The organism is Nonomuraea sp. NPDC049725, from assembly GCF_040674795.1.
GTDB lineage: Bacteria > Actinomycetota > Actinomycetes > Streptosporangiales > Streptosporangiaceae > Nonomuraea > Nonomuraea ceibae.
In genome coordinates, this window is sequence record NZ_JBFANJ010000008.1 from 173,446 (window position 1) to 197,468 (window position 24,023).

25 protein-coding genes are annotated in these 24,023 nt (G+C 72.3%); 15 read left to right on the top strand and 10 right to left on the bottom strand.

The window, feature by feature from the left end:
• The first annotated feature begins 141 nt into the window (after positions 1-141).
• Positions 142-1,419, top strand: a complete 1,278-nt coding sequence (locus AB0J53_RS22205; RefSeq protein ID WP_364175162.1) for a Glu/Leu/Phe/Val dehydrogenase — start codon at positions 142-144, stop codon at positions 1,417-1,419.
• A gap of 4 nt (positions 1,420-1,423) precedes the next feature.
• On the opposite strand, the gene AB0J53_RS22210 is transcribed toward AB0J53_RS22205, so the two are convergent.
• Entirely contained in the window at positions 1,424-1,855 is a 432-nt protein-coding gene (locus AB0J53_RS22210) for a MarR family transcriptional regulator (protein ID WP_357585111.1), read from the bottom strand.
• A 48-nt stretch (positions 1,856-1,903) separates the two neighbouring features.
• On the opposite strand from AB0J53_RS22210, the gene AB0J53_RS22215 reads away from it, so the two are divergent.
• From AB0J53_RS22215 to AB0J53_RS22230, 4 genes are read left to right on the top strand one after another with little or no spacing between them, the layout of a single operon-like run.
• Positions 1,904-2,983 carry a substrate-binding domain-containing protein gene (locus AB0J53_RS22215; RefSeq protein WP_364175165.1) on the top strand — a complete coding sequence of 360 codons (1,080 nt, stop codon included), beginning with the start codon at positions 1,904-1,906 and terminating at the stop codon, positions 2,981-2,983.
• A 54-nt stretch (positions 2,984-3,037) separates the two neighbouring features.
• Positions 3,038-4,402, top strand: coding sequence for an APC family permease (locus tag AB0J53_RS22220; RefSeq protein WP_219507556.1), 1,365 nt, complete (start codon positions 3,038-3,040; stop codon positions 4,400-4,402).
• Complete coding sequence (locus AB0J53_RS22225; RefSeq protein WP_364175169.1) at positions 4,399-5,403, top strand: acetamidase/formamidase family protein; 1,005 nt, start codon at positions 4,399-4,401, stop codon at positions 5,401-5,403. The genes AB0J53_RS22220 and AB0J53_RS22225 overlap by 4 nt, the downstream gene beginning before the upstream one ends.
• Positions 5,404-5,458: 55 nt before the next feature.
• The gene (locus AB0J53_RS22230; RefSeq protein ID WP_364175172.1) at positions 5,459-6,295 is read left to right on the top strand and encodes a hypothetical protein; all 837 of its coding nucleotides are present in this window, start codon (positions 5,459-5,461) and stop codon (positions 6,293-6,295) included.
• Here AB0J53_RS22230 and AB0J53_RS22235 read toward each other — a convergent pair.
• The 3 genes from AB0J53_RS22235 to AB0J53_RS22245 are packed head-to-tail and all read right to left on the bottom strand — an operon-like array spanning position 6,282 to position 8,424.
• A complete protein-coding gene (locus tag AB0J53_RS22235) occupies positions 6,282-7,166 on the bottom strand; it encodes a Gfo/Idh/MocA family oxidoreductase (protein ID WP_357585115.1) in 885 nt (294 codons plus the stop codon). The two genes, AB0J53_RS22230 and AB0J53_RS22235, sit on opposite strands and share 14 nt — an antisense overlap.
• The gene (locus tag AB0J53_RS22240; RefSeq protein ID WP_364175174.1) at positions 7,163-8,074 is read right to left on the bottom strand and encodes an NAD-dependent epimerase/dehydratase family protein; all 912 of its coding nucleotides are present in this window, start codon (positions 8,072-8,074) and stop codon (positions 7,163-7,165) included. The genes AB0J53_RS22235 and AB0J53_RS22240 overlap by 4 nt, the downstream gene beginning before the upstream one ends.
• 2 nt (positions 8,075-8,076) lie before the next feature.
• Positions 8,077-8,424, bottom strand: coding sequence for a YrdB family protein (locus AB0J53_RS22245; protein WP_364175176.1), 348 nt, complete (start codon positions 8,422-8,424; stop codon positions 8,077-8,079).
• Between the two features lie 113 nt (positions 8,425-8,537).
• Here AB0J53_RS22245 and AB0J53_RS22250 point away from each other — a divergent pair, with 113 nt between their 5' ends.
• Positions 8,538-9,233: a TetR/AcrR family transcriptional regulator gene (locus AB0J53_RS22250; RefSeq protein ID WP_364175179.1), complete on the top strand. Its 696-nt coding sequence runs from the start codon at positions 8,538-8,540 to the stop codon at positions 9,231-9,233.
• Here AB0J53_RS22250 and AB0J53_RS22255 read toward each other — a convergent pair.
• From AB0J53_RS22255 to AB0J53_RS22265, 3 genes are read right to left on the bottom strand one after another with little or no spacing between them, the layout of a single operon-like run.
• Complete coding sequence (locus AB0J53_RS22255; RefSeq protein ID WP_364175182.1) at positions 9,205-9,810, bottom strand: TetR/AcrR family transcriptional regulator; 606 nt, start codon at positions 9,808-9,810, stop codon at positions 9,205-9,207. The genes AB0J53_RS22250 and AB0J53_RS22255 overlap by 29 nt on opposite strands.
• A gap of 13 nt (positions 9,811-9,823) precedes the next feature.
• Positions 9,824-12,148: a PEP/pyruvate-binding domain-containing protein gene (locus AB0J53_RS22260; protein WP_364175185.1), complete on the bottom strand. Its 2,325-nt coding sequence runs from the start codon at positions 12,146-12,148 to the stop codon at positions 9,824-9,826.
• A complete protein-coding gene (locus AB0J53_RS22265; protein WP_364175188.1) occupies positions 12,145-13,518 on the bottom strand; it encodes an MFS transporter in 1,374 nt (457 codons plus the stop codon). The genes AB0J53_RS22260 and AB0J53_RS22265 overlap by 4 nt, the downstream gene beginning before the upstream one ends.
• A gap of 133 nt (positions 13,519-13,651) precedes the next feature.
• Here AB0J53_RS22265 and AB0J53_RS22270 point away from each other — a divergent pair, with 133 nt between their 5' ends.
• Genes AB0J53_RS22270 through AB0J53_RS22295 form a run of 6 tightly spaced genes read left to right on the top strand, consistent with a single transcriptional unit; the run spans position 13,652 to position 17,235 of the window.
• Positions 13,652-14,140: a MauE/DoxX family redox-associated membrane protein gene (locus AB0J53_RS22270; protein WP_364175191.1), complete on the top strand. Its 489-nt coding sequence runs from the start codon at positions 13,652-13,654 to the stop codon at positions 14,138-14,140.
• Positions 14,140-14,631, top strand: a complete 492-nt coding sequence (locus AB0J53_RS22275; RefSeq protein WP_364175194.1) for a TlpA disulfide reductase family protein — start codon at positions 14,140-14,142, stop codon at positions 14,629-14,631. Before AB0J53_RS22270 ends, AB0J53_RS22275 begins: the two co-directional genes overlap by 1 nt.
• Positions 14,628-16,442, top strand: a complete 1,815-nt coding sequence (locus AB0J53_RS22280; RefSeq protein WP_364175197.1) for an ABC transporter ATP-binding protein — start codon at positions 14,628-14,630, stop codon at positions 16,440-16,442. Before AB0J53_RS22275 ends, AB0J53_RS22280 begins: the two co-directional genes overlap by 4 nt.
• Positions 16,439-16,861 carry a signal peptidase I gene (gene lepB / locus AB0J53_RS22285; protein ID WP_364175200.1) on the top strand — a complete coding sequence of 141 codons (423 nt, stop codon included), beginning with the start codon at positions 16,439-16,441 and terminating at the stop codon, positions 16,859-16,861. Before AB0J53_RS22280 ends, lepB begins: the two co-directional genes overlap by 4 nt.
• A 19-nt stretch (positions 16,862-16,880) precedes the next feature.
• Entirely contained in the window at positions 16,881-17,024 is a 144-nt protein-coding gene (locus AB0J53_RS22290; protein ID WP_219507539.1) for a hypothetical protein, read from the top strand.
• A gap of 37 nt (positions 17,025-17,061) precedes the next feature.
• The gene (locus tag AB0J53_RS22295) at positions 17,062-17,235 is read left to right on the top strand and encodes a hypothetical protein (protein WP_364175204.1); all 174 of its coding nucleotides are present in this window, start codon (positions 17,062-17,064) and stop codon (positions 17,233-17,235) included.
• A 50-nt stretch (positions 17,236-17,285) separates the two neighbouring features.
• On the opposite strand, the gene AB0J53_RS22300 is transcribed toward AB0J53_RS22295, so the two are convergent.
• Together AB0J53_RS22300 and AB0J53_RS22305 are read right to left on the bottom strand one after the other, a co-directional pair.
• On the bottom strand, positions 17,286-18,029 hold the full coding sequence (locus AB0J53_RS22300; RefSeq protein ID WP_364175207.1) for a BTAD domain-containing putative transcriptional regulator: 744 nt from the start codon (positions 18,027-18,029) through the stop codon (positions 17,286-17,288).
• A gap of 128 nt (positions 18,030-18,157) precedes the next feature.
• Positions 18,158-19,003, bottom strand: a complete 846-nt coding sequence (locus AB0J53_RS22305; protein ID WP_364175210.1) for an SDR family oxidoreductase — start codon at positions 19,001-19,003, stop codon at positions 18,158-18,160.
• A gap of 218 nt (positions 19,004-19,221) precedes the next feature.
• Here AB0J53_RS22305 and AB0J53_RS22310 point away from each other — a divergent pair, with 218 nt between their 5' ends.
• From AB0J53_RS22310 to AB0J53_RS22320, 3 genes are all read left to right on the top strand, one after another.
• Positions 19,222-19,464, top strand: a complete 243-nt coding sequence (locus tag AB0J53_RS22310; RefSeq protein ID WP_219507534.1) for a hypothetical protein — start codon at positions 19,222-19,224, stop codon at positions 19,462-19,464.
• The gene (locus AB0J53_RS22315; protein WP_364175213.1) at positions 19,461-21,659 is read left to right on the top strand and encodes a hypothetical protein; all 2,199 of its coding nucleotides are present in this window, start codon (positions 19,461-19,463) and stop codon (positions 21,657-21,659) included. The genes AB0J53_RS22310 and AB0J53_RS22315 overlap by 4 nt, the downstream gene beginning before the upstream one ends.
• 284 nt (positions 21,660-21,943) lie before the next feature.
• Positions 21,944-22,321 (top strand): hypothetical protein, encoded by a 378-nt coding sequence (locus AB0J53_RS22320; protein ID WP_364175216.1) that lies wholly within the window; start codon positions 21,944-21,946, stop codon positions 22,319-22,321.
• On the opposite strand, the gene leuA is transcribed toward AB0J53_RS22320, so the two are convergent.
• Positions 22,290-23,996 (bottom strand): 2-isopropylmalate synthase, encoded by a 1,707-nt coding sequence (gene leuA, locus AB0J53_RS22325; protein WP_364175219.1) that lies wholly within the window; start codon positions 23,994-23,996, stop codon positions 22,290-22,292. The two genes, AB0J53_RS22320 and leuA, sit on opposite strands and share 32 nt — an antisense overlap.
• Between the last annotated feature and the right edge of the window lie 27 nt (positions 23,997-24,023).

The window sequence follows — 24,023 nt, forward strand, 5'->3', positions numbered from 1 at the left end:
CAAGCCTGCCAGAGTGTCGCATATCGAGCACTAGGCAACTCCAGACACCCCCTCTAGGCTGATCACGACAAGTACGCCCAAAAGGGTTAGGCAACGGCGCTTTACCCAGACATCGGGCGTCCATAACAGGAGGACCTCTTCATGAGCGTCATGGTGCCGTCAAAGACGCCGGCACAGACCACCCCTGGCCGCCAGGCCCTGGATTCCGCTCTCCACCAGCTCGGCCAGGCGGCCGAGCACCTCGGGCTCGACGACGGGCTCCGCACGATGCTCGCCACGCCCCGCCGGTCGCTGACCGTCTCGGTCCCGGTCCGGCGCGAGGACGGCCGCATGGACGTCGTCCAGGGCTTCCGGGTGCAGCACAACGTCTCGCGCGGCCCGGCCAAAGGCGGCATCCGCTTTCATCCGGGCACCGACATCCACGAGGTCACCGCGCTGGCCATGTGGATGACGTGGAAGTGCGCGCTGGTCGGCATCCCGTACGGGGGCGCCAAGGGCGGCGTCGCCGTCGATCCGGGCACGCTGACCACGCGCGAGCTGGAGCGGCTGACCCGCCGCTACGTCAACGAGATCCTGCCGATGATCGGCCCGGAGAAGGACATCCCGGCCCCCGACGTCGGCACCGACGAGCAGACCATGGCCTGGATCATGGACACCTACAGCGTCAACGCCGGCTACGCGGTGCCCGGTGTGGTGACCGGCAAGCCGATGCAGCTCGGCGGCTCGCTGGGCCGGGCGGGGGCGACCTCGCGCGGCGTCCAGATCGCGGCGCTGTCGGCGCTGGGCCACGCGCCCGAGGGCGTGACGGTGGCCGTGCAGGGCTTCGGCAAGGTCGGCGCGCTCGCCGCGCAGTATCTGTCCGACGCCGGCTGCAAGGTCGTGGCCGTCTCCGACGTGACCGGCGCCGTCCACGCGCCCGGCGGCCTCGACGTCGCCGCGCTGCGCGCGCACGTGGCCGAGACCGGCCAGGTGCTGGGCTACCGCGACGCCGACGTGCTGGGCCACGACGAGCTGTTCGAGCTCGACGTGGACATCCTGGTCCCGGCGGCGCTCGAGGGCGTCATCACCGAGGCCAACGCGGCGCGGGTGCGCGCCCGGCTGGTCGTGGAGGGCGCCAACGGCCCCACCACGCCGGAGGCCGACGAGATCCTGGCCGCCAACGGCACCGTCGTGGTGCCGGACATCCTGGCCAACGCGGGCGGCGTCATCGTGTCCTACCTGGAGTGGGTGCAGAACATGCAGGCCTTCTCCTGGAGCGAGGGCGAGGTCGCCCGCAAGCTCAAGGACCTGATGGAGAGCGCCTACGGCGAGGTCAAGTCGATGGCCGCCGAGCGCGGGCTGACGCTCCGGCAGGCGGCGCACGTCATCGGCGTGGGTCGGGTCGCCGAGGCGCACCAGATGCGCGGCCTCTACCCGTGACCCGTTAGCGGTCGAGCTCGGCCACGAGCGACTCCAGGTCGCTCATCAGCCGCTCCATGCGGTCGTGGCCGAGGGCGTCGGCGATGAGGCGGTGGTGCTCGGCCACCGCCCCGTCCACCCGCGCCAGCAGGTCGGCGCCCCGGCCGGCGACGAACACGGCCACTCTGCGCCGGTCTCCCGCCGAGGGGCCGCGGTAGACCAGGGCCCGCTCGATCAGCCGGTCGACGGCCTTGGTCAGCGTCGGGTGCGGCATGAGCACGGCCGCCGCCAGCTCGCCCATCGAGTGGCCGCGCCCGTCGGCGAGCGCGCGCAGGATGCGCCACTGCTCGACGGTGACGTCCTCGCCGGCGAGGGCGGCGGCCAGCCCTCGGTTGACGCTCCGCTCGGCGCTGCTGAGGAGGTACGCGAGAGAGGACCCGAGCCCGGTGGCGGTCATTGAACAAGGTCCTTTCACCCGGGTGCTTTCCAGGAGGATACTCGTCGGGTGGCGGCGATCGTCGATCCTCTCGAGGCCCGGCTCCTCCCCTCCGGCGCGCTGCGTGTCGCGCTCGTGGTGCCCGTGTCGGGGGTGCTGGGGCTGGTGGGGCCCTGCGCGATCAACTGCGCCCTGATGGCGGCCGGCGAGGTCAACGCCGCGGGCGGGATGCTGGGCAGGCCGGTCGAGCTGGTGCTGGTCGACGGTGGCCGGGCCGCCCCGGTGGTCGCCGCCGAGGTGGGCGAGCTGGTCCGGTCGGGCGCCGTGGAGGCGGTGGCCGGCTCCCACGCCAGTGACGTGCGGGTGGCGGTGGTGCGGGCGATCGGCGGCCGGGCCCCGTTCGTGTACGCGCCGCCGTACGAGGGGATCGGGCACGCGCCGGGCGTGTTCTTCCTGGGCGAGACCCCCGGCAGGCAGCTCGCGCCCGGGATCGAGTGGCTGGCGGGGGCGCGGGGGGCGCGGCGCTGGTTCCTGCTGGGCAACGACTACGTGTGGCCCCGGCTGGTGCACGCGAGCGCGCGGGCCCGGCTGCGGGCGGCGGGGGCGCGGGTGGTGGGCGAGCGGTTCGTCCGTCACGGGGAGGCGACGCGCTGGCTCGACCGGGTGGCCGACACCCGGCCGGACGCGATCCTGCTGACGCTGATCGGCACCGATCTGGTGGACTTCAACCGGGCCTACGCGGCCAGCGGGCTGGGCTCGGCCCGGCTGTGCGGGGCGCTGGAGGAGCACGGGCTGCTCGGCATCGGCGGCGACGGCACCGGCGAGCTGTACGCGTCGATGGGCTACTTCAACGGCCTGGGCACCGACGCGAGCCTGGACTTCGCCGAGCGTTACGCGGCCAGGTTCGGGCCGCAGGCGCCGATGCTCAACGCGCACGGGCAGGGCTGCTACGAGGCGGTGGCGATGCTGGCGGCGCTGGCGTCCCGGGCGGGTTCGCTGGCGGTGCCGGAGGTCGACGCCGTGGCCGACGGCACCACGATCACCAGCGCGCGGGGGCCGCTGACGCTGCTGAACCGGCAGGTGCGCCGTCAGGTGCATCTGGGCAGGGCGGACGGCCTTGATTTCTTTCTAGAGAAACCTTTTCAATAGAAAGCTTCACCCTCTAATGTGCTCATCACCCCCAGCACATTGAAGGAGCCGTTCATGAGCACCATCGAACAGTTCGGCTACCGGCAGGAGCTCCAGCGCTCCCTCGGGTTCGCCGACCTGATGATCTACGGTCTGATCTTCATGGTGCCGATCGCGCCGTTCGGCATCTTCGGCACCGTCTTCGCCTCGTCCGGCGGCATGGTCGCGCTCGCCTACATCATCGGCCTGGTCGCGATGGCGTTCACCGCGCTGTCCTACGCCCAGATGGCCAAGGCGTTCCCGATGGCCGGCTCGGTCTACACCTACGCGGGCCGCGGCATCGCCGCCCCCGTCGGGTTCATGGCCGGCTGGGTGATCCTGCTGGACTACCTGCTCGTGCCGACCCTGCTCTACATGGTCGCCGGCGCCGCGATGCACTCCTTCGTGCCCGCCGTGCCGGTGTGGGCCTGGCTGATCGTCTTCATCGTGCTCAACACCGTGATCAACCGGCTCGGCATCCAGATGACCGCCCGGATCACCCGCATCATGCTGGCCGCCGAGCTCGTCGTCCTGGCGATCTTCCTGGTGATCGGCGGCATCGCGCTGGCGCAGGGCAAGGGCACGGCCGGGGCGCTAACGCCGGTCTTCGACTCCTCGGCGTTCTCCTGGACGCTGGTCTTCGGCGCCGCCTCGGTCGCCGTGCTGTCGTTCCTCGGCTTCGACGGCATCTCCACGCTCGCCGAGGAGAACCGCGAGGACGCCCGGCGCCTGGGCCGCTCCATGGTCGCCGCGCTGGCGCTGGCCGCCGTGCTGTTCGTGGTGCAGACCTGGGTGGCGGCCCTGCTCGTGCCCGACCGCGCCGCCCTCGTGCCCGGCGCCAACGTCGACAACGCCTTCTACGACACCGCCACGTACGCCGGCGGCGCCTGGCTCGGCGTGCTGTGCGCGGTGGCCACCGCGATCGCGTGGGGCTTCGCCAACTCGCTCGTCGCCCAGGCGGCCACCTCGCGGCTGCTGTTCGCGATGGCCCGCGACCGGCAGCTCCCCTCGTTCCTGGCCCGCGTCGACCCCAAGCACAAGGTGCCCGTCAACGCCACCTTCTCCGTCGCGCTGATCACGCTGGTGCTGGGCGTCGGGCTGAGCTTCTACGCCGACGCGATCTCGCTGCTCAGCTCGCTCATCAACTTCGGCGCCATGACGGCGTTCCTGCTTCTGCACGTCGCGGTCGTGGTGCACTATGTCGTGCGGCAGCGCAGCCGCAACTGGGCCGCGCACCTGCTGGTCCCCGTGATCGGGTTCGCCGTGCTGGTGCTGGTCGTCATCAACGCCTCGGTGGCCGCCCAGGTGCTCGGGTTCGTCTGGCTCGGGATCGGGCTGATCGTGGCGCTGGTTCTCTACTCGACGGGCCGCCGTCCCGTCCTGCCCTCGGAGGTCTCTTGAACGTCATCTCTTACCGCCCCTCCCCCGAGGAGTACAGCTACACCTTCGGCGGCCGGGCCCCCGTCGGGAAGGTGCGGCCCGGCACGATCCTCGAGCTGTTCACCGAGGACTGCTTCGCCGGCCGCGTCCGGTCGGTGGACGACCTGCCGTCACAGGCGTGCGAGTTCCCCTACCTCAACCCGGTCACCGGCCCCTTCCACGTCGAGGGGGCCGAGCCCGGCGACACGCTGGCGCTGCACTTCGTGTCCATCACCCCGGCCAGGGACTGGGCCGTTTCGAGCACGTTCCCGCACTTCGGCGCGCTGACCGGCACCCACACCACGGCCATGCTCCAGCCGCCGCTGGAGGAGCGGGTCTGGTGGTACGACCTGGACGTGGCCAAGGGCGTGGCCGTCTACCAGGCGCGCAACAGCGACTTCCGGGTGGAGCTGCCGCTCGACCCGATGCACGGCACGGTCGGCGTGGCGCCCGGCGCGAACGAGTCCCGCATGACGATCGTCCCCGACGCGCACGGCGGCAACATGGACACGCCGGAGCTGCGCGCGGGCGTCACCGTCTACCTGGGCGTCAACGTGGAGGGCGGGCTGTTCTCCATCGGTGACGGCCACGGGCTCCAGGGGCACGGCGAGGTGTGCGGCACCGCCGTCGAGGCGGCCATGAACACCGTGGTCGCGGTCGAGCTGATCAAGGGCGTGGCGACGCCGTGGCCGAGGCTGGAGGACGACCTGCACCTGATGACGACCGGTTCGGCCCGGCCGCTGGAGGACGCCTACCGCATCAGCCAGCACGACCTGGTCACCTGGACGTCGTCGCTGACCGGGCTCGACGAGCTGGACGCCTACCAGCTCGTCAGCCAGGCCGGGCAGGCGCCGGTCGGCAACGTGTGCGACGCCAACTATACGATGGTCGCCAAACTGCCCAAGGCCTACCTCGGCACCCCTTCGGTGTACGAGTCGGCGCACGCCAGGCTGCGTGCGCTGGGCGCCCAGTACATGGCTTAGTAAACCTTGATGTCGCAGGTCAGCGGGCTGATCGTTTGCTGCTAGAAGTAGGTGGGTGCTCAGGTTGGTGCTTACTCTGGCCCTGCTCGACCCCACCGTCGCCGCTGACGTCTCCCAGCGCAGCATCCCGGTGCGCAAGGTGCTCACCCCGGGGGGTGACCGTCTCGGCTTCGCCCCCGTGCCGCGCCCGTACACCGGAGCGCGGCGGCTGACGGGGGTGCTGGTGGGGCGGGATCCCGTCACGGGCACCCACCTGATGTGCGGCGGATCGGTGCTCGGCAGCCGGAGCCGGAGCCTGGTGCTGACGGCGGCGCACTGCCTGTACAACCAGGGCAGGCCGCTCAAGCAGCTCGCGTTCCTGCCGGGCTACGACCGGGGCAGCCCGCCGCTGGGCGTGTGGCCTGCGGTGCGCACCTGGGTGCCGGCCCGCTACCGGGACCGGCCCTACTCCGCCAAGCTGCTCCCGTACGACGTGGGGATCGTCGGGGTGGCGACGGTGGAGCAGCAGGCGCTGGAGGAGGTCACCGGGCCGGGCCTGCGCCCGTTGCCGACCAGCAGGGGCAGCTCGTTGCGGGGGCTGGAGCTGCTCGGCTATCCGGCGGGCAAGCGGTATCCGGGGACCCGGATGTACCACTGCCTGGGCGACGCCGTGGAGGGCACGTCCGAGGGTCCGGCTCGGGGGCCGGGCGTGCTCGTGACGCGCAACTGTCACGCGGCGGCGGGCGGCAGCGGCGGCCCGGCGCTGCACGGCGGCGCGATCGCGGGCGTGGTGTCGTCGTCCAGCCCGCTGCGCGACCGCAAGGGGTTCACCGTGCTCACCCGGCTCGGCGACAGGTCGTTCACCCGGATGCTGGCCGAGGCCGACGAGGCGATGCTGCTCAGGAAGCGGTGACGATCTCCTCGCACAGGGCGTGGGTGACGAGCGCGTCGTCGGCGGAGAGGACGCGGCCGTCGCGGACGGCGGCCAGGAACTCCAGCGTGACCTGCTCGATGCCGCGCTGCCGGGCGACCGGCACCCAGTCGGGCCGCCGGGTGCGGATCTCGCCGCCGGCGTAGTCGGTCACGTCGCCGAGGTTGTCCACGCGGCGCTTGACGCCCGCCCCCATGACCTCGCAGCTCTCCTCGCCGGCGCCGCTCACCCGGTTCATCACGCCGATGGCGGTGAAGCCGTCGCCGGTCAGCTCCAGCACGACGTGCTCCAGCAGGCCGTCGCGCACGCGGGTGCGGGCGGTGGTGCCGGTGACCGGGCCGGGGGCCAGGAACCTGAGCGTGTCGACGACGTGGATGAAGTCGTCGAAGATCGCCCGCCGGACGACGTCGGGGTGGTTCTCCCGGTTCTTCTGCATCAGCACCAGGTGCCGGGGCAGCTCGGCCAGCCCCGTGTAGCCGGGGGCGTGACGCCGGTTGAAGCCGGTCATCAGCGACCGCCCCTCGGCCCGCGCCAGCGCGGCCAGCCGCTCGCAGTCGGCCAGGTTGTCGGCGATCGGCTTGTCCACGTAGACGTGCACCCCGGCGGTGAGCAGCGGCTCGACCAGCTCGGGGTGGGCGGCGGTGGCGGCGTGCACGAACGCCGCGTCGACCCCCGCCTTGATCACCTCGTCGACGGAGGTGGACCGGTCGGCGATCCGGTAGGCGTCGCCGAGCCGGTCCAGCTTCGCGCTGTCGCGGGTGCACAGGTGGAGGTCGAGGCCGGGCTGCGCGGCCAGCACCGGGAGGTAGGCCTTCGCCGCGATGTCGCCCAGGCCGATCATGGCAATCTTCACGCCTCGAGCGTAACCTTCAGCGCCTCGTCCAGGGGCGTGGGCGCGACGCCGAACGTCCGCTGGAAGGCCGAGGAGTCGAGCTCGTACGGGGCGGTGAACTGGTAGCGGGTGTGCCGGAGCTCGCCGATCATGGGCGAGAACAGCCCGGTCAGGCGCACCAGCGGCCACGGCAACGTGGTCATCCTGGGCTCGGGCAGGCCGAGCAGCGCGGCCATGCGCCGGCCGATCTGGCGGAAGCTCTGCGGCTCGGCGGTCGGCACGTGCCACGGCCGGCCCCAGGCGCGCTCGTCGCCGCCCGCGACGATCAGCGCGTCGGCCACGTCGGGCAGGTACGTCCAGCTGTGCGGGATGTCGGCCGGGAAGATGAGCTGGACGGTCCTGCCCGCCCGCAGCGCCGGCAGGAAGCGCTCGCCCAGGTAGGACTGGTCGGTCGCGCCGGGGCCGAAGTAGTCGGAGGCGCGCACCTCGGTCGCCCGGATCCGGCCCGCCCGGTGCGCGGCCAGCGCGTCGGCCCACATCGTGGCCCGCACCCGTGCCTTGGGGCTGGTGGAGGCGAGCGGCAGGTCCTCGGTCATCGGGCCGGTGACGGGACCGTACGGGTAGAGGTTGCCGAGCATGACGTACGCGGCGCCGGTCGCCTCGGCGGCGGCCAGGAACGAGGCGGCCATCGGCGGCCAGTCGGTGAGCCAGCGGTGATACTGCGGGTTCACGCAGTTGTAGAGGACGTCCGCGCCCCGGGTGGCCTCGATGAGGCGGGCGCTGTCGGCGACGTCGGCCGCTACCTTGACGGCTCCGGCCGGGCCGCGGCCCGAGCGGGTCACCACGGTGACCTCGTGTCCCTGGGCGAGGAGCTTGCCGGCCAGGTGCGTGCCGACCTGGCCGGAGCCCACCACGACGTGCTTTCCCATGATCAGACCTGCTTCCAGACGATGCGGAGGACCGCGTTGAGGACGAAGAGGGCGGCGAAGACGGCGGCCGCGCGGGCCTGGCCCGCCGCGTACAGGGCCAGGGCGCCGCCGCCGAACCAGAGGATCTCCAGGACGACCCGGCCGGCGCCGGTGAGCGGGAAGGTGGCGTTGGCGCCGCCGCCCGCGCCGAACAGCGCCCAGGCGGCGATGAACAGCGCCGGCGCGCCGAGCCCGGCGACCACCTTGACGGCCCAGTGCGCCTGGAGCGTGAAGCCCCAGTAGCCGGCGGAGGCGATCACGCCGAGCTCCAGCAGGAACATCAGGACCATGTTGGCGCCCTTGGCGATCATCATTACCTCCGGTGACTGGCGTTCGCTTACGAGAGCAATGCTCTCTCAAGAGAGCGCCAGTCGTCAAGAGCAGTGCTCTCGTTTTTTCTCGGTGCTCTGCTAACGTGGCGGACATGACAGCGAGCCGTACTGCCAGAGAACGTGTCAGAGCCGAGCTCACCAGAGAGATCGCCGACATCGCCCGCCGTCAGCTCGCCACCGAGGGCGCGGGCGGGTTGTCGCTGCGCGCGGTGGCGCGCGAGATGGGCATGGTGTCGTCGGCCGTCTACCGCTACTTCCCCAGCCGCGACGACCTGCTGACCACCTTGATCATCGACGGCTACAACGCCCTCGGCGAGGCGGTCGAGCAGGCCGACGCCGCCTGCCCGGACGACGACTACGCGGGCCGCTGGCTGGCCGCCTGCCACGCGGTGCGCACCTGGGCGCTGGCGCACCCCCACGAGTACGCGCTGCTCTACGGCTCGCCGGTGCCCGGCTACCAGGCTCCGCAGGACACGGTCGCCGCCCGCGTGCGCGACGTGGCGGTGCTCGGCCGGATCGTCTCGCAGGCCCAGGCGGCCGGCGCCGTCGACCCGCCCGCCCTGGCGCCCGCTCCCCCGGCGCCGCTGCGCGAGGACGCCGAACGGGTGCGCGAGCTCATGCCGGGCGTGCCCGACGACGTGGTGTTCCGCTGCCTCGCGGCGTGGACGAGCCTCTACGGATGGGTCAGCTTCGAGCTGTTCGGCCAGTTCACGAACACGATCGAGGACCGGCACACGGCCTTCGACCACGCGATGCGCGTCATGGGCGGGGCGATCGGCCTCCGGTGAGCAGCGGGACCACGACCTCGTCCACGATGTCGATCAGGAGCTGGTCGGGGATGGGCGGCCCCTGGAAGAGGAAGTGGTGCCGCAGCAGCGCCTGACCGGCGTCCAGGCGGCGCGGCGTGACGTCGGCCGGATCGACCTCGCCGCGCTCGACCGCCCGCCGGACGATCTCGGCGAGAATCTTGCGGCCGGTGCCCTGCGAGGCCGCCCGGAACGCCGCGGCGCTCGACTCGTCCCGCAGCGCCTCGCTCAGCAGCCCGCGCATGGCCTCACCGGCCGGCCCCGACAGCGCCGCCGCCATCCGGCGCAGCGTCGCCAGCAGGTCCTCGCGCAGGCTGCCGGTGTCGGGCACGTCGGCCGCGTCGGGCAGCGAGTGGTAGACGGCCTCCATGACCAGGGCGACCCTGGTCGGCCAGCGGCGGTAGAGCGACGCCTTGCTGGCCCTGGCCCGCTCGGCGACCCGTTCCATGGTCAGCCGGGCGTAGCCGGACTCGGCGAGCTCGTCGAGCGTGGCCCGGTAGATGGCGGCGCTCAGCTCCTCGCCGCGGCGCCGGGGCAGCTTGCGGTGGTCGGTGACCATGTGAGCCATCCTGTCAGGCGTCCTGGGGGGCTGCCGCCGTGACGAGCCCGGCGTCGCCGTCGACCGTCACCAGGCGGCCGTCGGCCAGGACCGTGGTGCCGTCGCCGGTGCCCATGACCGCGGGGATGCCGTACTCCCTGGCCACGATCGCGGCGTGCGAGGCGCTGCCGCCCGCGTCGACCACGACGGCGGCGGCCCGCTGGAACAGCGGCGTCCACGACGGGTTCGTGTAGGGGCAGACGAGCACGTCGCCGCCGTCGAGCTTGCCGAACTCCGACGGGTCGCGGATGACCTTGACCGGGCCGGTGGCGACGCCCGCGCCGGCGGGCGTGCCGACGGCCAGCGCGTCGCCGGTCGCGCGCACCGGGTAGATCGCCCTGGGGTCGATGAGCCGCACCCCGGCCAGCTCCTCCCGTCTGGCGGCGCGGGCGGTCACCGCCGACCGCAGCGCCCGCAGGTCCGCCGTGGCCGGGTCGCCGATCGCCTCCAGCTCCTCCAGCCGCAGGTGGAAGACGTCCTGCGAGTCGTCGAACAGCCTGCGGCCCAGCTCCAGCAGCGACCTGCGCAGGACCGGCAGCGGCATCGTGAAGTAGAAGTGGCTGTCCTCGCGGAAGGCGACCCCCGCGCGGGCGTCGCGCACCAGCCGGGCCAGCTTCGCCTTCGCTCGCGGCGACCGCAGCGAGGCCAGCAGCCGCCCGAGCGCGTCGCCGCCGGGCGGCTCCGGCGCGGGCGGCCCGGCGGCCAGCACCTTGACCAGGTCCAGCACGGTCTGCGGGGCGTCGGCCCAGGTCGGCGGCGTGACGAGGAGCGGGGTCGCGGTCTCGCGGTGGCCGTACTCGGCGAGGAACGCCCGGAACATCTCCTCGAACCGCGGCCCGTCCGGCCCCTCCGCCGCCAGCGCGGCCAGCGCGTCGTTGGCGTCGGAGGTGCGGGTGCGCGCCCCGGTGATCAGGTCGCCGAACAGCCTGCCCCTGCGGCGCAGCTTGAGCGCCAGCAGCAGCCGCACCAGCGCCCGGCCGGTCCCCGGCAGGTAGTCGATGCGCACGCCGGCGATGGGCTGGACGGCGTCGAGCGCCCGGCGCGGCACCCGGACGAGCTCGGACCAGGGCAGCGCGGCCAGGTCGAGCTCGTTCAGCTCCCGGGTCGCGCGCAGGAACGCGGGCAGGCGCGGGTCCTCGGTCCAGCGCGCGGGATCGTACCGCCTGGCCTTGGCCAGGAACCGGAACGGGGTGCCGAGCAGGCGAGCGGTGGGACGCGGCCGGGGCGGCCTGAGCCGGTAGACGACGCCGTCGCGCTCCTCCAGGAACCCCTCGAAGGCGCCGCGCAGCCCGAAGTACGCGGTCACCCGCGCCATCAGCCCGGCCGGGCCGTACGGGGCCCAGGTCGTCATGTCGATCGGGTAGGGGCGCACGGGCACGTACTCCAGCAGGACCGTCAGGAGCTTGCGCTGCAGCGGGTTGAGCCGGCCCACGGGCGGCGGCGGCAGCGCGGTCATCGGGCGGGCCTGGACCAGGCTGATCCGGCCGCCCGCGTAGGTCCACTCCATGTCCTGCGGGCGGCCGAAGTGGGCGGCGACCCGGGTGCCGAGCGCGGCCAGCTCGCGCAGGGCGGCGTCGGGCAGCCGCTCGCCGGGCGTGCCGTCGCCGCGCTCGTGGACGACGCCGCCGCCCGCCGTGCCCCGGACGACCACCTCGCGGCGGCCCGGCCGGAAGTCCACCACCCGGCCGTCCGGGGTGAGCACGTAGTGGTCGGGGGTGACGAGCCCGGACACGACGGCCTCGCCCAGCCCGGCGCTCGCGTCGACCACGAGGTGGCCGCGCTCGCCGGTGACCGGGTCGGCGGAGAACATCACGCCCGCGGCCTCCGCCTCGACCATCCGCTGCACGACGACCGCGATGCGCACCTTGCCGTGGTCGATGCCGAGCCTGTCGCGGTAGGCGAGCGCCCGCTCCGTCCACAGCGAGCCCCAGCAGCGGCGTACGGCGTCGAGGAGCGCCTGCTCGCCGACCACGTTGAGGTAGGTGTCCTGCTGGCCGGCGAACGCGGCGCCCGGCAGGTCCTCGGCGGTGGCGCTGGACCGCACGGCCACCGGCCCGCCGCCCAGTTCCTCGTACGCCGCCGCGATCTCCCGGCGCAGCCCGGCCGGGACCTCGGCCCGCTCGACGTCGTCGCGGGCGGTCAGGCCCGAGGCGACCAGCGCGTAGGCGTCGGTGGTGACGACGAAGCCGTCGGGGACGGGGAACCCGCCCGCCGTCAGCTCGCCCAGGTTGGCCCCCTTGCCGCCCGCCGACGCCAGGTCGGCGCGGCCGAAGGACCGCAGGGGTGCGACGAGTCTCATGATCTCTCCTCGGCGTGCGCGGTGGTGCGTAGGGGTCGCGCGGGCAGCGCCAGCGCGAGCAGGAAGGCCAGCCCGAGCAGCGGCGCCATGGCGGCGAACACGGGCGGGACGGCGTCGGCGAAGGCCGCCCTGGCCGCGGCGGGCAGGTGCGACGGGTCGGACGCCCCGGGCACCTGGGCGGTGATCAGCGCGCCGACGAGCGCGACCCCGGCCGACGCGCCGATCTGGCGCAGGAACGTCACCGCCGACGTGGCCGTCCCGAGGTCGGCGTAGTCCACGGAGTTCTGCGCGGCCAGGACCATGACCTGCATGACCAGGCCGACGCCGAGCCCGATGACGAGCATCACGCCCGCCAGCGCCGCGGCCCGGTGGCCGGTGAGCGGCAGCGCGGCCAGCCCGGCTGCGGCCACCGCCGTCCCGGCGACCGGGTAGCCCTTGTAGCGGCCGGTCCTGGTGATCAGCCGGCCCGACCCGACCGTGGTGACCAGCACGCCGCCCATCAGCGCCGTCACCAGCAGCCCCGCCTGCGTCGCGCTGCTGCCCAGCGCGATCTGCAGGTAGGCGGGCATGTACGTGAGCGTGCCGAACAGGGCGAAGCCGACGAGCAGGCTGATCGCGACCGGCACGGCGAACGCCCGGTCCCGGAACAGCCGCAGCGGCAGGATCGGATCGGCGGCCCGGCGCGCGCTGACCAGCCAGGCCGCCGCCCCGGCCGCCGACACGGCCAGGAACCACGGGTTGCCGCTCTGCCCCAGCAGCACGATCCCGACGACGGCCACGGCCAGCGTGAGGGCCCCGGCGTAGTCGATCGGCGCGCGGGAGACCGGCCTGGGCAGCCGCAGCGCGGCCGTCAGCAGGGCGAAGGCCAGCACGCCCAGCGGCGGGTAGAGCGCGAAGATCCACCGCCAGCCGACCGTGTCGATGAGAAGCCCACCGACCAGCGGCCCGCCGACCGCGGCCACGACGTACATGGCGCCGATCAGGCCCAGGTAGCGGCCTCGTTCGCGGGGGCTGACGATCTCGCCGATGATCGCCTGGGCGCCGATCATCAGCCCGCCGCCCCCGGCGCCCTGGATCGCCCGGAAGACGATGAACTGCGGCATCGTCGCGGCCAGCGAGCACAGCACCGCCCCGGTCACGAACACCACGATCGCCACCTGCATCGCCGGTTTGCGGCCGAACCGGTCGCCCAGCTTGCCGTACACGGGCATGACCACGGTGGCGGCGGCCAGGTAGGCGGTCACGACGGCGGGCATCTCGTCCAGCCCGCCGAGGCTCCCGGCGACGGCGGGCAGGGCGGGGGCCATGATCGTCTGGTCGAGCGCGCCGAGCAGCATCGCGAGCATCAGGCCCGCCAGCACGAGTGCCACGCCGATCCCCCCTTAGAGAACGAACCGTTCTCTATCGAGCATAGGCGTCACTCATAAGAAACGCAACGTTCACTAATGTGCCGTGCTACAGCCCCGCTACAGCGGCGCTACCGGCCGCGCGCACCTTGGTGGCGTGGCTTACGCACTCCTGTCCTGCCAGGTGCTGATCGGCGCCGTGTTCGCCGTGGCGGCCCTGACGAAGCTGCGCGATCCGGCGGCCTTCGCCGCGTCCGTGGCGGCGCTCCGGCTGGTGCCGAAAGGCGTCGCGTCCCTGGTGGCGGGGGCGGTGGCCGTGGCCGAGGCGTCGGTGGCCGCGCTGATGTTCCTGCCGCGCGCCGGGTTCGCCCTGGCGGCGGCCCTGCTGCTCGGGTTCTGCGCGGTGATCGTCAAGAGCCGCCGCTCGCGCGTGGAGTGCCGCTGCTTCGGCGCCGCCTCCGGGCCCCTGGGCCCCGCGCACCTGGTGCGCAACGGCCTGCTGCTCGCCGTCGCCGCGCTCGGCTGGGCCGCCGTGCCCGCCGTGCATTTGGACGCGACGGCCGGCGGGCTCGCCGTGGCCGCCTTCGCCGGCGTGGCGGGCGCCGCGTTGCTGATCGTCCTTCCCGGAAACGTGAGGAGCGTCTGATGCAGTACCTGGTCGCCGCCGTCGTCCTGCTGGGCGTGCTGTCACTGCTCAACCTGGCGCTGACCGCCGGGCTCATCCGCCGCCTGCGCCAGTTCGACGCCCCCGCCGGCGGCGTCCCCGTCGGGCACCCCGTCGGCGATTTCGCCGCCCAGGACACCGAGGGCCGGCCCGTCGCCCGCGAGCTGCTGACCGGACCGACGCTCGTCGGCTTCTTCACCCCCGGCTGCGAACCGTGCGAGGACCTGCTGCCCCGGTTCGTGGCGCGGGCGGGCGCGCTGCCCCACGACTGCCTCGCCGTCGTCCACGCGGTACGCGCCGAGGACGCGGAAGGCTACGCCGCCCGGCTCGCCGGCGCCGCCCGCGTCGTCGTCGAAGGCCCCGGCGGCCCGGTCCAGCGCGCCTTCCAAGTCGCCGCGTTCCCCGCGGTCTTCCTCGTCGGCGGCGACGGCACCGTGCTCGCCGGCGACCTCGACGCCATCCCGGTCGCATGACGGGCGACGAGATCCGGCTGACCGCGTCGGCGCGCGAGGCGGCCCGCATCGCCTGGAGCTGCGCCCGCCGCCCGGCCGCCGCGTACGTCCTGGTCATGCTCGCCGAGGCCGCGACGCCGGTCGCCGTGGCCTGGCTCACCAAGCTGGTGATCGACATCCTCACCGGGGCCTCCGGCCCGCTGACGGCCGCCCTCGCCGGACTGGCCGCCGCCGGGACCGCCCTCGCCGTGCTGCCCCACCTGTCCCGCTACCTGGGCAACCAGATCGGCCGCGAGGTGGCGGCCGGCACGACCGAGCGCCTGTTCACCGCGACGGCGGGCTTCGCAGGGCTGCGCCGCTTCGAGGACCCGCGCGTCCTCGACGGGCTCCGCCTGGCCCAGGACGGCGCCTCCCAGGCGGGCGGCCTCGTCACCGGGGCGTTCGGCCTGGTCCGCTCCGCGCTCGTGCTGACCGGGTTCGTCGGCTCGCTGCTCGTCATCAGCCCCGCCATGACCGCGATCGTAACCGCCGTCGCCGTCCCCGCCCTCGTCGCCCAGCTCCGCCTGTCGCGGCGGCGCGCGGCCATGCTGTGGGAGATCGGCCCCGCCGAACGGCGGCAGTTCTTCTACGGCAGCCTGCTCAGCACGATCGAGGCCGCCAAGGAGATCCGGCTGTTCGGCAGCGGGCCGCTCCTGCGCGACCGGATGATGGCCGAGCTGCGCGCCTCCGACACGGCCAAGCGGCGGATGGACCGGCGCGAGCTCTCGGCCGAGGGCGCGCTCGCCCTGCTGTCGGCGCTGGCGGCGGGCGGCGGCCTGCTCTGGGCCGGGCACGCCGCGCTCGCCGGCCGGCTCACCGCGGGCGACGTGACCATGTTCGCCGCCGCCGTCGCCGGCGTCCAGAACGCGCTCGGCACGCTCGTGTCCGGCATCGCCGGCACCCACCACGGCCTGCGCCTGCTCGGCCACTACGTGAGCGTGGTCCACGCCGGCCCCGACCTCGCCGTTCCGGCCGCGCCGCTCCCCCTGCCGCCCCTGCGGCGCGGCATCGAGCTGCGTGACGTGTGGTTCCGCTACAGCGACGAGCACCCGTGGATCCTGCGCGGCGTCTCCCTGTTCATCCCGTACGGCGCGTCCGTGGCACTCGTGGGCCGCAACGGCGCCGGCAAGAGCACGCTGGTCAAGCTGCTGTGCCGGTTCTACGACCCGAGCCGGGGCGCGATCCTCTGGGACGGCGCCGACCTGCGCGACGTACGGCCGGAGGAGCTGCGGCAGCGCATCAGCGGCGTCTTCCAGGACCACATGGCCTACGACTTCTCCGCCCGCGACAACATCGGCATCGGCGACCCCGCCGCCCTCGGCGACCTGGGCCGCGTCCGCGCCGCCGCCCGCCGGGCCGGGGTGGACGAGCTGCTGTCCGGCCTGCCGCGCGGCTACGACACGCTGCTGACCCGGATGTTCCTCAGCGAGGAGGACCGGGAGGACTCCGCGACCGGCGTCGTCCTGTCCGGCGGCCAGTGGCAGCGGACCGCGCTGGCCAGGGCCTTCTTCCGCGACGGACGGGACCTGATGATCCTCGACGAGCCGAGCTCCGGCCTCGACCCGGAGGCCGAGGCCGACGTGCACGCCCGCATGCGCCTGCACCGCGAGGGCCGCACCAGCCTGCTCATCTCCCACCGGCTCAACACGGTCCGCGACGCCGACCTGATCGTCGTCCTGGAGGACGGCGTGGTCACCGAGCGGGGCGGCCACGACGCGCTCATGGCCGCCGGCGGCGCCTACGCCTGCCTGTTCCGCCTCCAGGCCGAGGGCTACCAGGCGGTGCCGCGATGATCATCGTGCTCGTGGCCGCCGCCGTCGCCCTCGCCCTCGCCTGGGTACGGCACGCGTACCGGATCGTGGTCGTCGACGGGATCAGCATGGCGCCCGCGCTGCTGCCGGGCGACCGCCTGCTCCTGCGCCGGACCCGCCTGGCCCGCCTGCGCCGCGGCCAGATCGCCGTCCTGCGCCACCCCGCCGAACCCGGCCACCTCGTCAAGCGCGTCGCCGCCCTGCCCGGAGACCCGGCCCCGCCGGGAGTGCCGTGCGGCAGGGCGGTGCCCGCGGGACACGTGGTGGTGCTGGGCGACAACTCCGAGGTCAGCCTCGACTCCCGGGACCTGGGACCGCTCCCGGGATCGAGCCTCCTCGGCGTCATGATCCGCCCGCTCCGGCCGGAGAGGAGGTCACTCCCGCAAGGCCCCCGAACCTGATCGAAAAGAAGGAAGAGAAATGAAGCTCATCGACCGCCTCATCCCCACCCTCAAGGCACGCGCCGCGGCCGACTGCGTCCTGATCTCCAAGAACTGCTACCCCGACGGCATGTGCTGCTACGTCTACAGGTGCGGCACCCGCTACGAGAAGGTCTGCGGCTAGCCCCGGCCGCGTTCGGAAGACTGAGGAGAACCCGATCATGAAGCTCATCAGCGCCGTCGCCGGCCTGCTCGTCCCCACCATCTCGGCGAAGGCCGCCGACACCTGCAAGCTCGTCAGCTCCTACTGCCGTGACGGCATGTGCTGCTACGTCTACCAGTGCCGCCGCTCCGACGGCAGCATCTACCACCGCAAGACCTGCCTCCCGCAGTAGCGGCCTCAGGCCGGCGCCCCGGAGCCCGCGCGGCTCCGGGGCCGCCGCCGCTAGGGCTCGCGCCCGCTGAGGATGTCCTGATGGAGGCGTTCCAGCTCGCCCGACGGATCGACGCCCAGCTCCTCCGCCAGCAGCGCGCGCACCCTCCGGTACGCGGCCAGCGCGTCGGCCCGGCGGCCGGACATCCACAGGGCCCGCACCAGCATCGCCCACACGTTCTCCCGGAACGGATGAGCCGCGACGAACGCCTCCAGCGCCGGCACGGCCTGCCGGTGCCTGCCACAGCCGAGCTCGGCCTCCAGCCACAGCTCGCGGGCGTACCCGCGGGCCTCCTCCAGCCGGTGCCGCTCCTGCCGGACGAGCTCCAGGTCGAGCTCGGGCAGCACCGGCCCGCGCCACATCTCCAGCGCCGAACGCAGCGTCCCGGCCGCGCCGGGAGCGTCCCCGCGTTCCATCGCCGCCCCGGCCGCCGCCACCGACCGCTGGAACACGCTCACGTCGAGCGCGTCCTCCGGCAGGCTCAGCACATAGCTCCGGCCCCGGGTGGCCAGCCGCAGCCCCGGCCCCGACAGCGGCGCCAGCGTCCGCCGCAGCCGGTAGACGTACGTGCGCAGACTCGTGCGCGCGGTGGGCGGCGGCGCGTCGCCCCACACCTCCGCGATCAGCCGGTCCGCGCCGACCGGGCGCCCCGCCCGCAACAGCAGCACGGCCAGGACGGCCCGCTGCTTCGCCGCGCCGATCTCGACGCTCTCCCCAGGAAAGTCCAGCTCCAACGTACCGAGCACCTTGAACATGCCTGCCCTCCGCTCCCCGTGGGCCGCAGCGTACGGACGGGCGCTTTGCATCCTCTGTGATTCCGCTATGGACCTCCGCCGTCCCGGCTTGCGCGAGGCTGCACGGGGCTGCACCGGCTTGCGCGGGGCTACAGGCGGTGGAGCAGGTCGGCCAGGGCGGTGGCCGGGTGGCCGGTCAGCCGGGCGACGTCGCCGCTCACCCGGTCGAGCTCGCCGCGCGCGATCGCCGTGTACGTGGACACCCAGGCGTCCACCTGCCACGGCGGCGCCCCGTACGAGGCACGCGAGCGGTAGGCCTCCTCGACCGTCTCGGCGTGGTAGGTGATCTCGCGGTCGCCCGCCTCCGTCAGCACGGCCGCGACCTCGGCCAGGGTCAGCGCCTGCGGCCCCGTCAGGTCGTACGTCGCCCCCTCGTGCCGCCCCGGCCCGCACAGCACCGCCGCCGCGGCGTCGGCCACGTCGTCACGCGCCACGGCCGCCACCCGCCCGTCGCCCGCCGGCCCCCGGATCACCCCGTCGTCACCGGCCATCGCGGGCAGGAAGTCCGCGTACAGGTTGTCCCTCAGGAACGTGAACGCCATCCCGGACGCCCGGATGTGCTCCTCCGTCGCCCAGTGGTCGCGCGCCAGCGTGAACGCCGCCTCCGGCGCGGCCCCGCAGAAGGACGTGTAGACCAGATGCCGCACCCCCGCCTCAGCCGCCGCGTCCACGAACGCCCGATGCTCGGCCAGCCGGTCGGCCGCCTCCGTCGCCGACACCATCAGCACCACCTCGGCCCCGGCCACCGCGTGGTGCACGGCCTCCGCGTCGCCGTAGGACGCCTGCTCCACCACCGCCCCCGGCAGCCTCGGCACCCGGGCCGGGTCGCGCGCCACCAGCCGGAGCGCCACCCCCTCCTCGGCCAGCCTGCGCGCCACCCTGCCGCCCACATAACCGGTCACCCCGGTGACCGCGATCCTCGCGTCATGTCCCATGCGGTCAAGCGTGGCACACGAGATCACGGCGACCGGATTTCCCCCGCCCGAATTTCGTACCGCAAATCCACACAATTCCCGGCGAATATCGAACGCATTCATACTTTCGCTGACGTTCAACTTGTCTTGTCGTCGTGATCGTGATTACCGTCGGGGTGACGTGGAGGAACGCCGCCTCCTGATCTGGTTCTGTGCACGAGCCATACGAGGGGATCATCGTGGCTGACCTCGACCGCGAGGCGATGCGCGCGACGGCGGAGCGGATCCGGCGGCTGTCGGACGAACACTGGTGGGCGCTCGCCCCCGCCTGCCGCCTGATGGCCGACGACGCCTGGGTGGGCCCCACCGGCGACCGGTTCGGCGCCCAGCTCCACGCCGACCAGCGCGAGCTGTGGGCCATGCTCACCGAGGCCGTCCACAGCGCCGACCGCAAGCTCGCCGCGCTGCGGGACACCCCATGAGCGGCTTCACCGGGGTCAAACCGGCCCAGTTCGACGCCATGACCAGCGCCCACACCCAGGCCGCCCGCCGGCTGGAGCAGCTCGCCCAGGCCCTCCACCGCGAGCTGCACGCCGCCGGCCTCGACACCACCCCCGCCACCCGCCTGCGCGACCTCGCCACCCGCGTCACCACCCAGGCCGGCGACCTGCGCCGGCGGCAGCGCCTCGTCCACGAACTCCAACGCCAGAAGGTCACCTTCGGCACCAGCACCCCCGCCGGCAGCTTCGTCGAGCTCCCCGACACCCTCGACGCCGCCCAGGCCCTGCTCGACGGCACCCTCGCCGCCCGCGCCGCCCGGCGTGCCGCCGACGGCGACACCCGCGCCCTCGCCGAACTACGCGCGTACGCCTCCCGCACCGCAGACGCCGCATTCGTCAAGACCTTCCTCGGCGTCCTGGGCGCCGAAGGCGTCACCCGCCTCCCCGGCTCCCTCGCCGCCCAGCTCCGCGACGCCCGCGACCGCCAGGCCACCACCCCCCTCACCACCACCGCCCCCCACGTCCTCAGCCTGCTCGCCACCGCCCTGGCCAAGGCCACCGACCCGCGCAACCCCGCGTACCTGGGCTCCGCCTTCCTCAAGGACCTCACCCAGCAGGGCCGCGCCACCCACCGGACCGGCGACACCACCTACACCGGCTACCAGGCCCAGGCCCTCATCTGGCGAGCCCACGACGGCCGGACCCCGTTCTCCCGGGAGTTCATGACCGTCGTCGGCCGCGACGCCATCGCCTACGAACACGACCAGCGCAAAGCCCAATGGGCAGCCACCGACGACGCGCTCGGCCGCCTCTTCGGCAGCACCCAGATCCCCGTCCCCGACCTCGCCGGCGCCCTCGGTCTCGGCACCCTCCTCCGCCCCGGCATCCACGCCGGCGTCCCCGGCGCCAGAGGATCCTCCGCGGTCGTGGACGACCTCTTCCACGCCGCCAAGTCCAGCCGCGAAGCCGCCCACGCCCTCCTGGCCCACACCCCGCCCGGCTGGAAGGAGTCCACGCTGGACTACCTGCTGACGACGCGCTGGCGAGCCTCCCTCTACCTGAAGGACCACGCACCCTTCAACGACCTGCTGATCACCGCCACCACCGGCCAGGACCCCACCTCACGACACCTTGCCGCCGAGCTGACCAAGATCCTGTCCGACGAGGTGCGGAGCGCCTTCGGCAAAGCGGACGACGGCAACCTCAAACTCGTCAACAGAGAACTGTTCGACCGCTACACGCCTCTGTCGTACCCCTTGGCCCGGGCCATCGCCGCGAACGTGGACGAACTGTCTCAGCTGTACCTGAACCGCGCCCATTTCGAGAGAGTCGCCCCCGAGGACATGTCCTACGCGCTGCTGCTGGCCACGTCGCACGACGCCGGGTTCGAAGCCCTGGTGAGAGCGCAGACCGAACACATGCGCGCGGCCCTCGACACCGTCCCCCCGGTCGGCCTCGACGCCTCCAACGCCGAACGCTTCGGCTTCACACAGGCCGACGTCAAGCGCTTCGACCTCAACGGAACCGGACGCGTCGACAGAAGCGACGTCCTGCAATTCCTGGAGGACCGTATCGGGGAGGAGGCATCCCCCTTCAATCACATCGTTGAGACCCGCCGCCAGGTGCTGATCGCCCAAGGACTGGACGACGCGAAAGCGGATGAGGCGCTCAAGACCATGGTGAGCAACGCGCTCGGGCTCCTGCCGGTACCTGGCGCCAGACGCGTGGGCGAACTGGCTACCGGAGCGTTCGGAGAAATGCTCGGCGCAGGCTATGACAAGCTCGCCGGATCCGCGTACGACGAACTCGGAAAATATGCCGCCAAGCAGATGTCCGAGCGCGGCCAGGGCATGGACGCCACACATCAGACGCTGGCAGACAACCGCCTTGCAGTCGAGAGGCTAGCCGAACAAATGATTGCCACAGCCATGCTGAACAAGGGGGCACTGGATGAGTTTGATCGAGAAGGTCGAATATTCATAGCCGGAACACCGCCAACTATCAAGCCATTCGACGAAATGAACTCCCAGGAGTACACTCAGTTCTTGGTGTGGACTCGCACGACGGGTGGAAGCAGCGGCCTTCTGCAAGGCTTTCGCAACGCCTTCCGCACAACCAGCGAGGTCGATGACTATCTCAATCTAGGGATTCCGACTTCCTCTGGGAGCGGAAAATGAGGCATTCAAACCTCTTCGCCTCACTGGCGATTCTCACCCTGGCCACTGGAGCGTGCACTCAAGAGAAGCCTGTCGCCTCCACGCTAGCCTCACCCCCTCAACCCGTTTCGGATTCCTCACCATACATTTGCAGGCTCCTGCCTGAACAAGCCTTCCACCTTGTCAGCGGCGAGGCGGTACCTCTAGCGGAGAAGACTGACGGCAGTGAGAGAAACGGTGACTGCTGGGCTCCGGATGCGACTCCTCGATCTCTAGAAGTGAGATGGATGCGCAAGGGACCCGGCATGCCAAAGGAGCACTTGGACTTTTTGCTGGAGGATAGGCTGGCAATATTTGCGATGCACGGAGGGATCCAGCTTCCAGTCGAACTTGGCGACGGAATGGCTGGGTATATGCCCGATTCAATATTCGCCGATCAGCCCTACCGGGTCAGCGCGAAGTTTCGGTGCGGAAGCGATGATCGGCTGATCGACATAAGCCTGGCCAAAGTGGCCAAAGGCAGGGATGCGATCCAGGATCTTATCGCCCTCATGCGCATAGCCCAGTCCCGCTACGGCGAGCTGTACGACTGTACCCCCCAGGGAGCGCAGTCGCACAGCCCTCAAGCCACGGCCAGCGCTACTCAGCAGCTCACCGGTAAGCCCGGTTCACGGCTGAGATGATGGCCTTCAGGGAGGCGGTGGTGGTGTTGGCGTCGATGCCGACGCCCCACAGCACCTGGCCGTTGACCTCGCACTCCAGGTAGGAGGCGGCCTTGGCGTCGGTGCCGGCGCTCATGGCGTGTTCGACGTAGTCGAGGACGCGGGCCTGGATGCCGACCTTGGCGATGGCGTCGATGAACGCGGAGATGGGCCCGTTGCCGGTGCCGGCGACTTCGCGGATCTCGCCGTCGATGCGGACGTCGGCGCTGATGCGGTCCTGGTCGTCGACGGTGGATTCGTGGCGGTGGGCCATGAGGCCGAGGCGGCCCCAGCGGTTGTGCGGCGTGGGCAGGTATTCGTCCTGGAAGATGCCGTACATGGCGGCGGGGCTGATTTCGCCGCCTTCGGCGTCGGTGCGGGACTGGACGACCTTGGAGAACTCGATCTGCAGCCGGCGCGGCAGGTCGAGCTGGTGGTCGGCCTTCATGATGTAGGCGACGCCGCCCTTGCCGGACTGGCTGTTGACGCGGATGACGGCTTCGTAGGTGCGGCCGATGTCCTTGGGGTCGATCGGCAGGTACGGGACGGCCCAGGTGTAGGAGTCGACCGGGATGCCGGCCGCGGCGGCGTCGGCTTCGAGGTGTTCGAAGCCCTTCTTGATGGCGTCCTGGTGGGAGCCGGAGAAGGCGGTGTAGACGAGCTCGCCGCCCCACGGGTGGCGTGGGTGGACGGGGAGCTGGTTGCAGTATTCGGTGACGCGGCGGATCTCGTCGATGTCACTGAAGTCGATCTCGGGGTCGATGCCCTGGGAGAACAGGTTCATGCCGAGGGTGACCAGGCAGACGTTGCCGGTGCGTTCGCCGTTGCCGAACAGGCAGCCTTCGATGCGGTCGGCGCCGGCCATGTAGCCGAGCTCGGCGGCGGCCACGGCGCTGCCTCGGTCGTTGTGCGGGTGCAGCGACAGGATGATGGAGTCGCGGTGCTTGAGGTGGCGGTGCATCCACTCGATCTGGTCGGCGTAGACGTTGGGGGTGGCCATCTCGACGGTGGCGGGCAGGTTGACGATGACCTTGCGGTCGGGGGTGGGCTGCCACACCTCGTTGACGGCGTCGCAGACCTCGACGGCGTATTCGAGCTCGGTGCCGGTGAACGACTCGGGCGAGTACTGGAAGTAGACGTCGACGTCGGTGGCGTCGGCCAGCTTCTTGACCAGTTTGGCGCCTTCGACCGCGATGGCGGTGATGCCGTCTTTGTCCTGGCCGAACACGACGCGGCGCTGCAGCGTCGAGGTGGAGTTGTACAGGTGGACGATGGCCTGCCGGGCGCCCTGGACGGCCTCGAAGGTGCGCTCGATGAGCTCGGGCCTGGCCTGCGTCAGCACCTGGATGACGACGTCGTCCGGGATGCGGTCCTCGTCGATGATCTGGCGGACGAAGTCGTAGTCGGTCTGGGAGGCGGCCGGGAAGCCCACCTCGATCTCCTTGTAGCCCATCTTCACCAGCAGCTCGAACATCTGGAGCTTGCGGTGGGAGTCCATCGGGTCGATCAGCGCCTGGTTGCCGTCACGCAGGTCGACCGCGCACCAGCGCGGGGCCTTGGTGATGACCTGGTCGGGCCAGGTGCGGTCGGTCAGCCGGACGGGCTCGAAGGGTTGGTAACGCTGGAACGGCATCGGGCTGGGTCGCTGGGCGGTCATGTCGGGTGCTCCTGTCGGTCGGGTCGA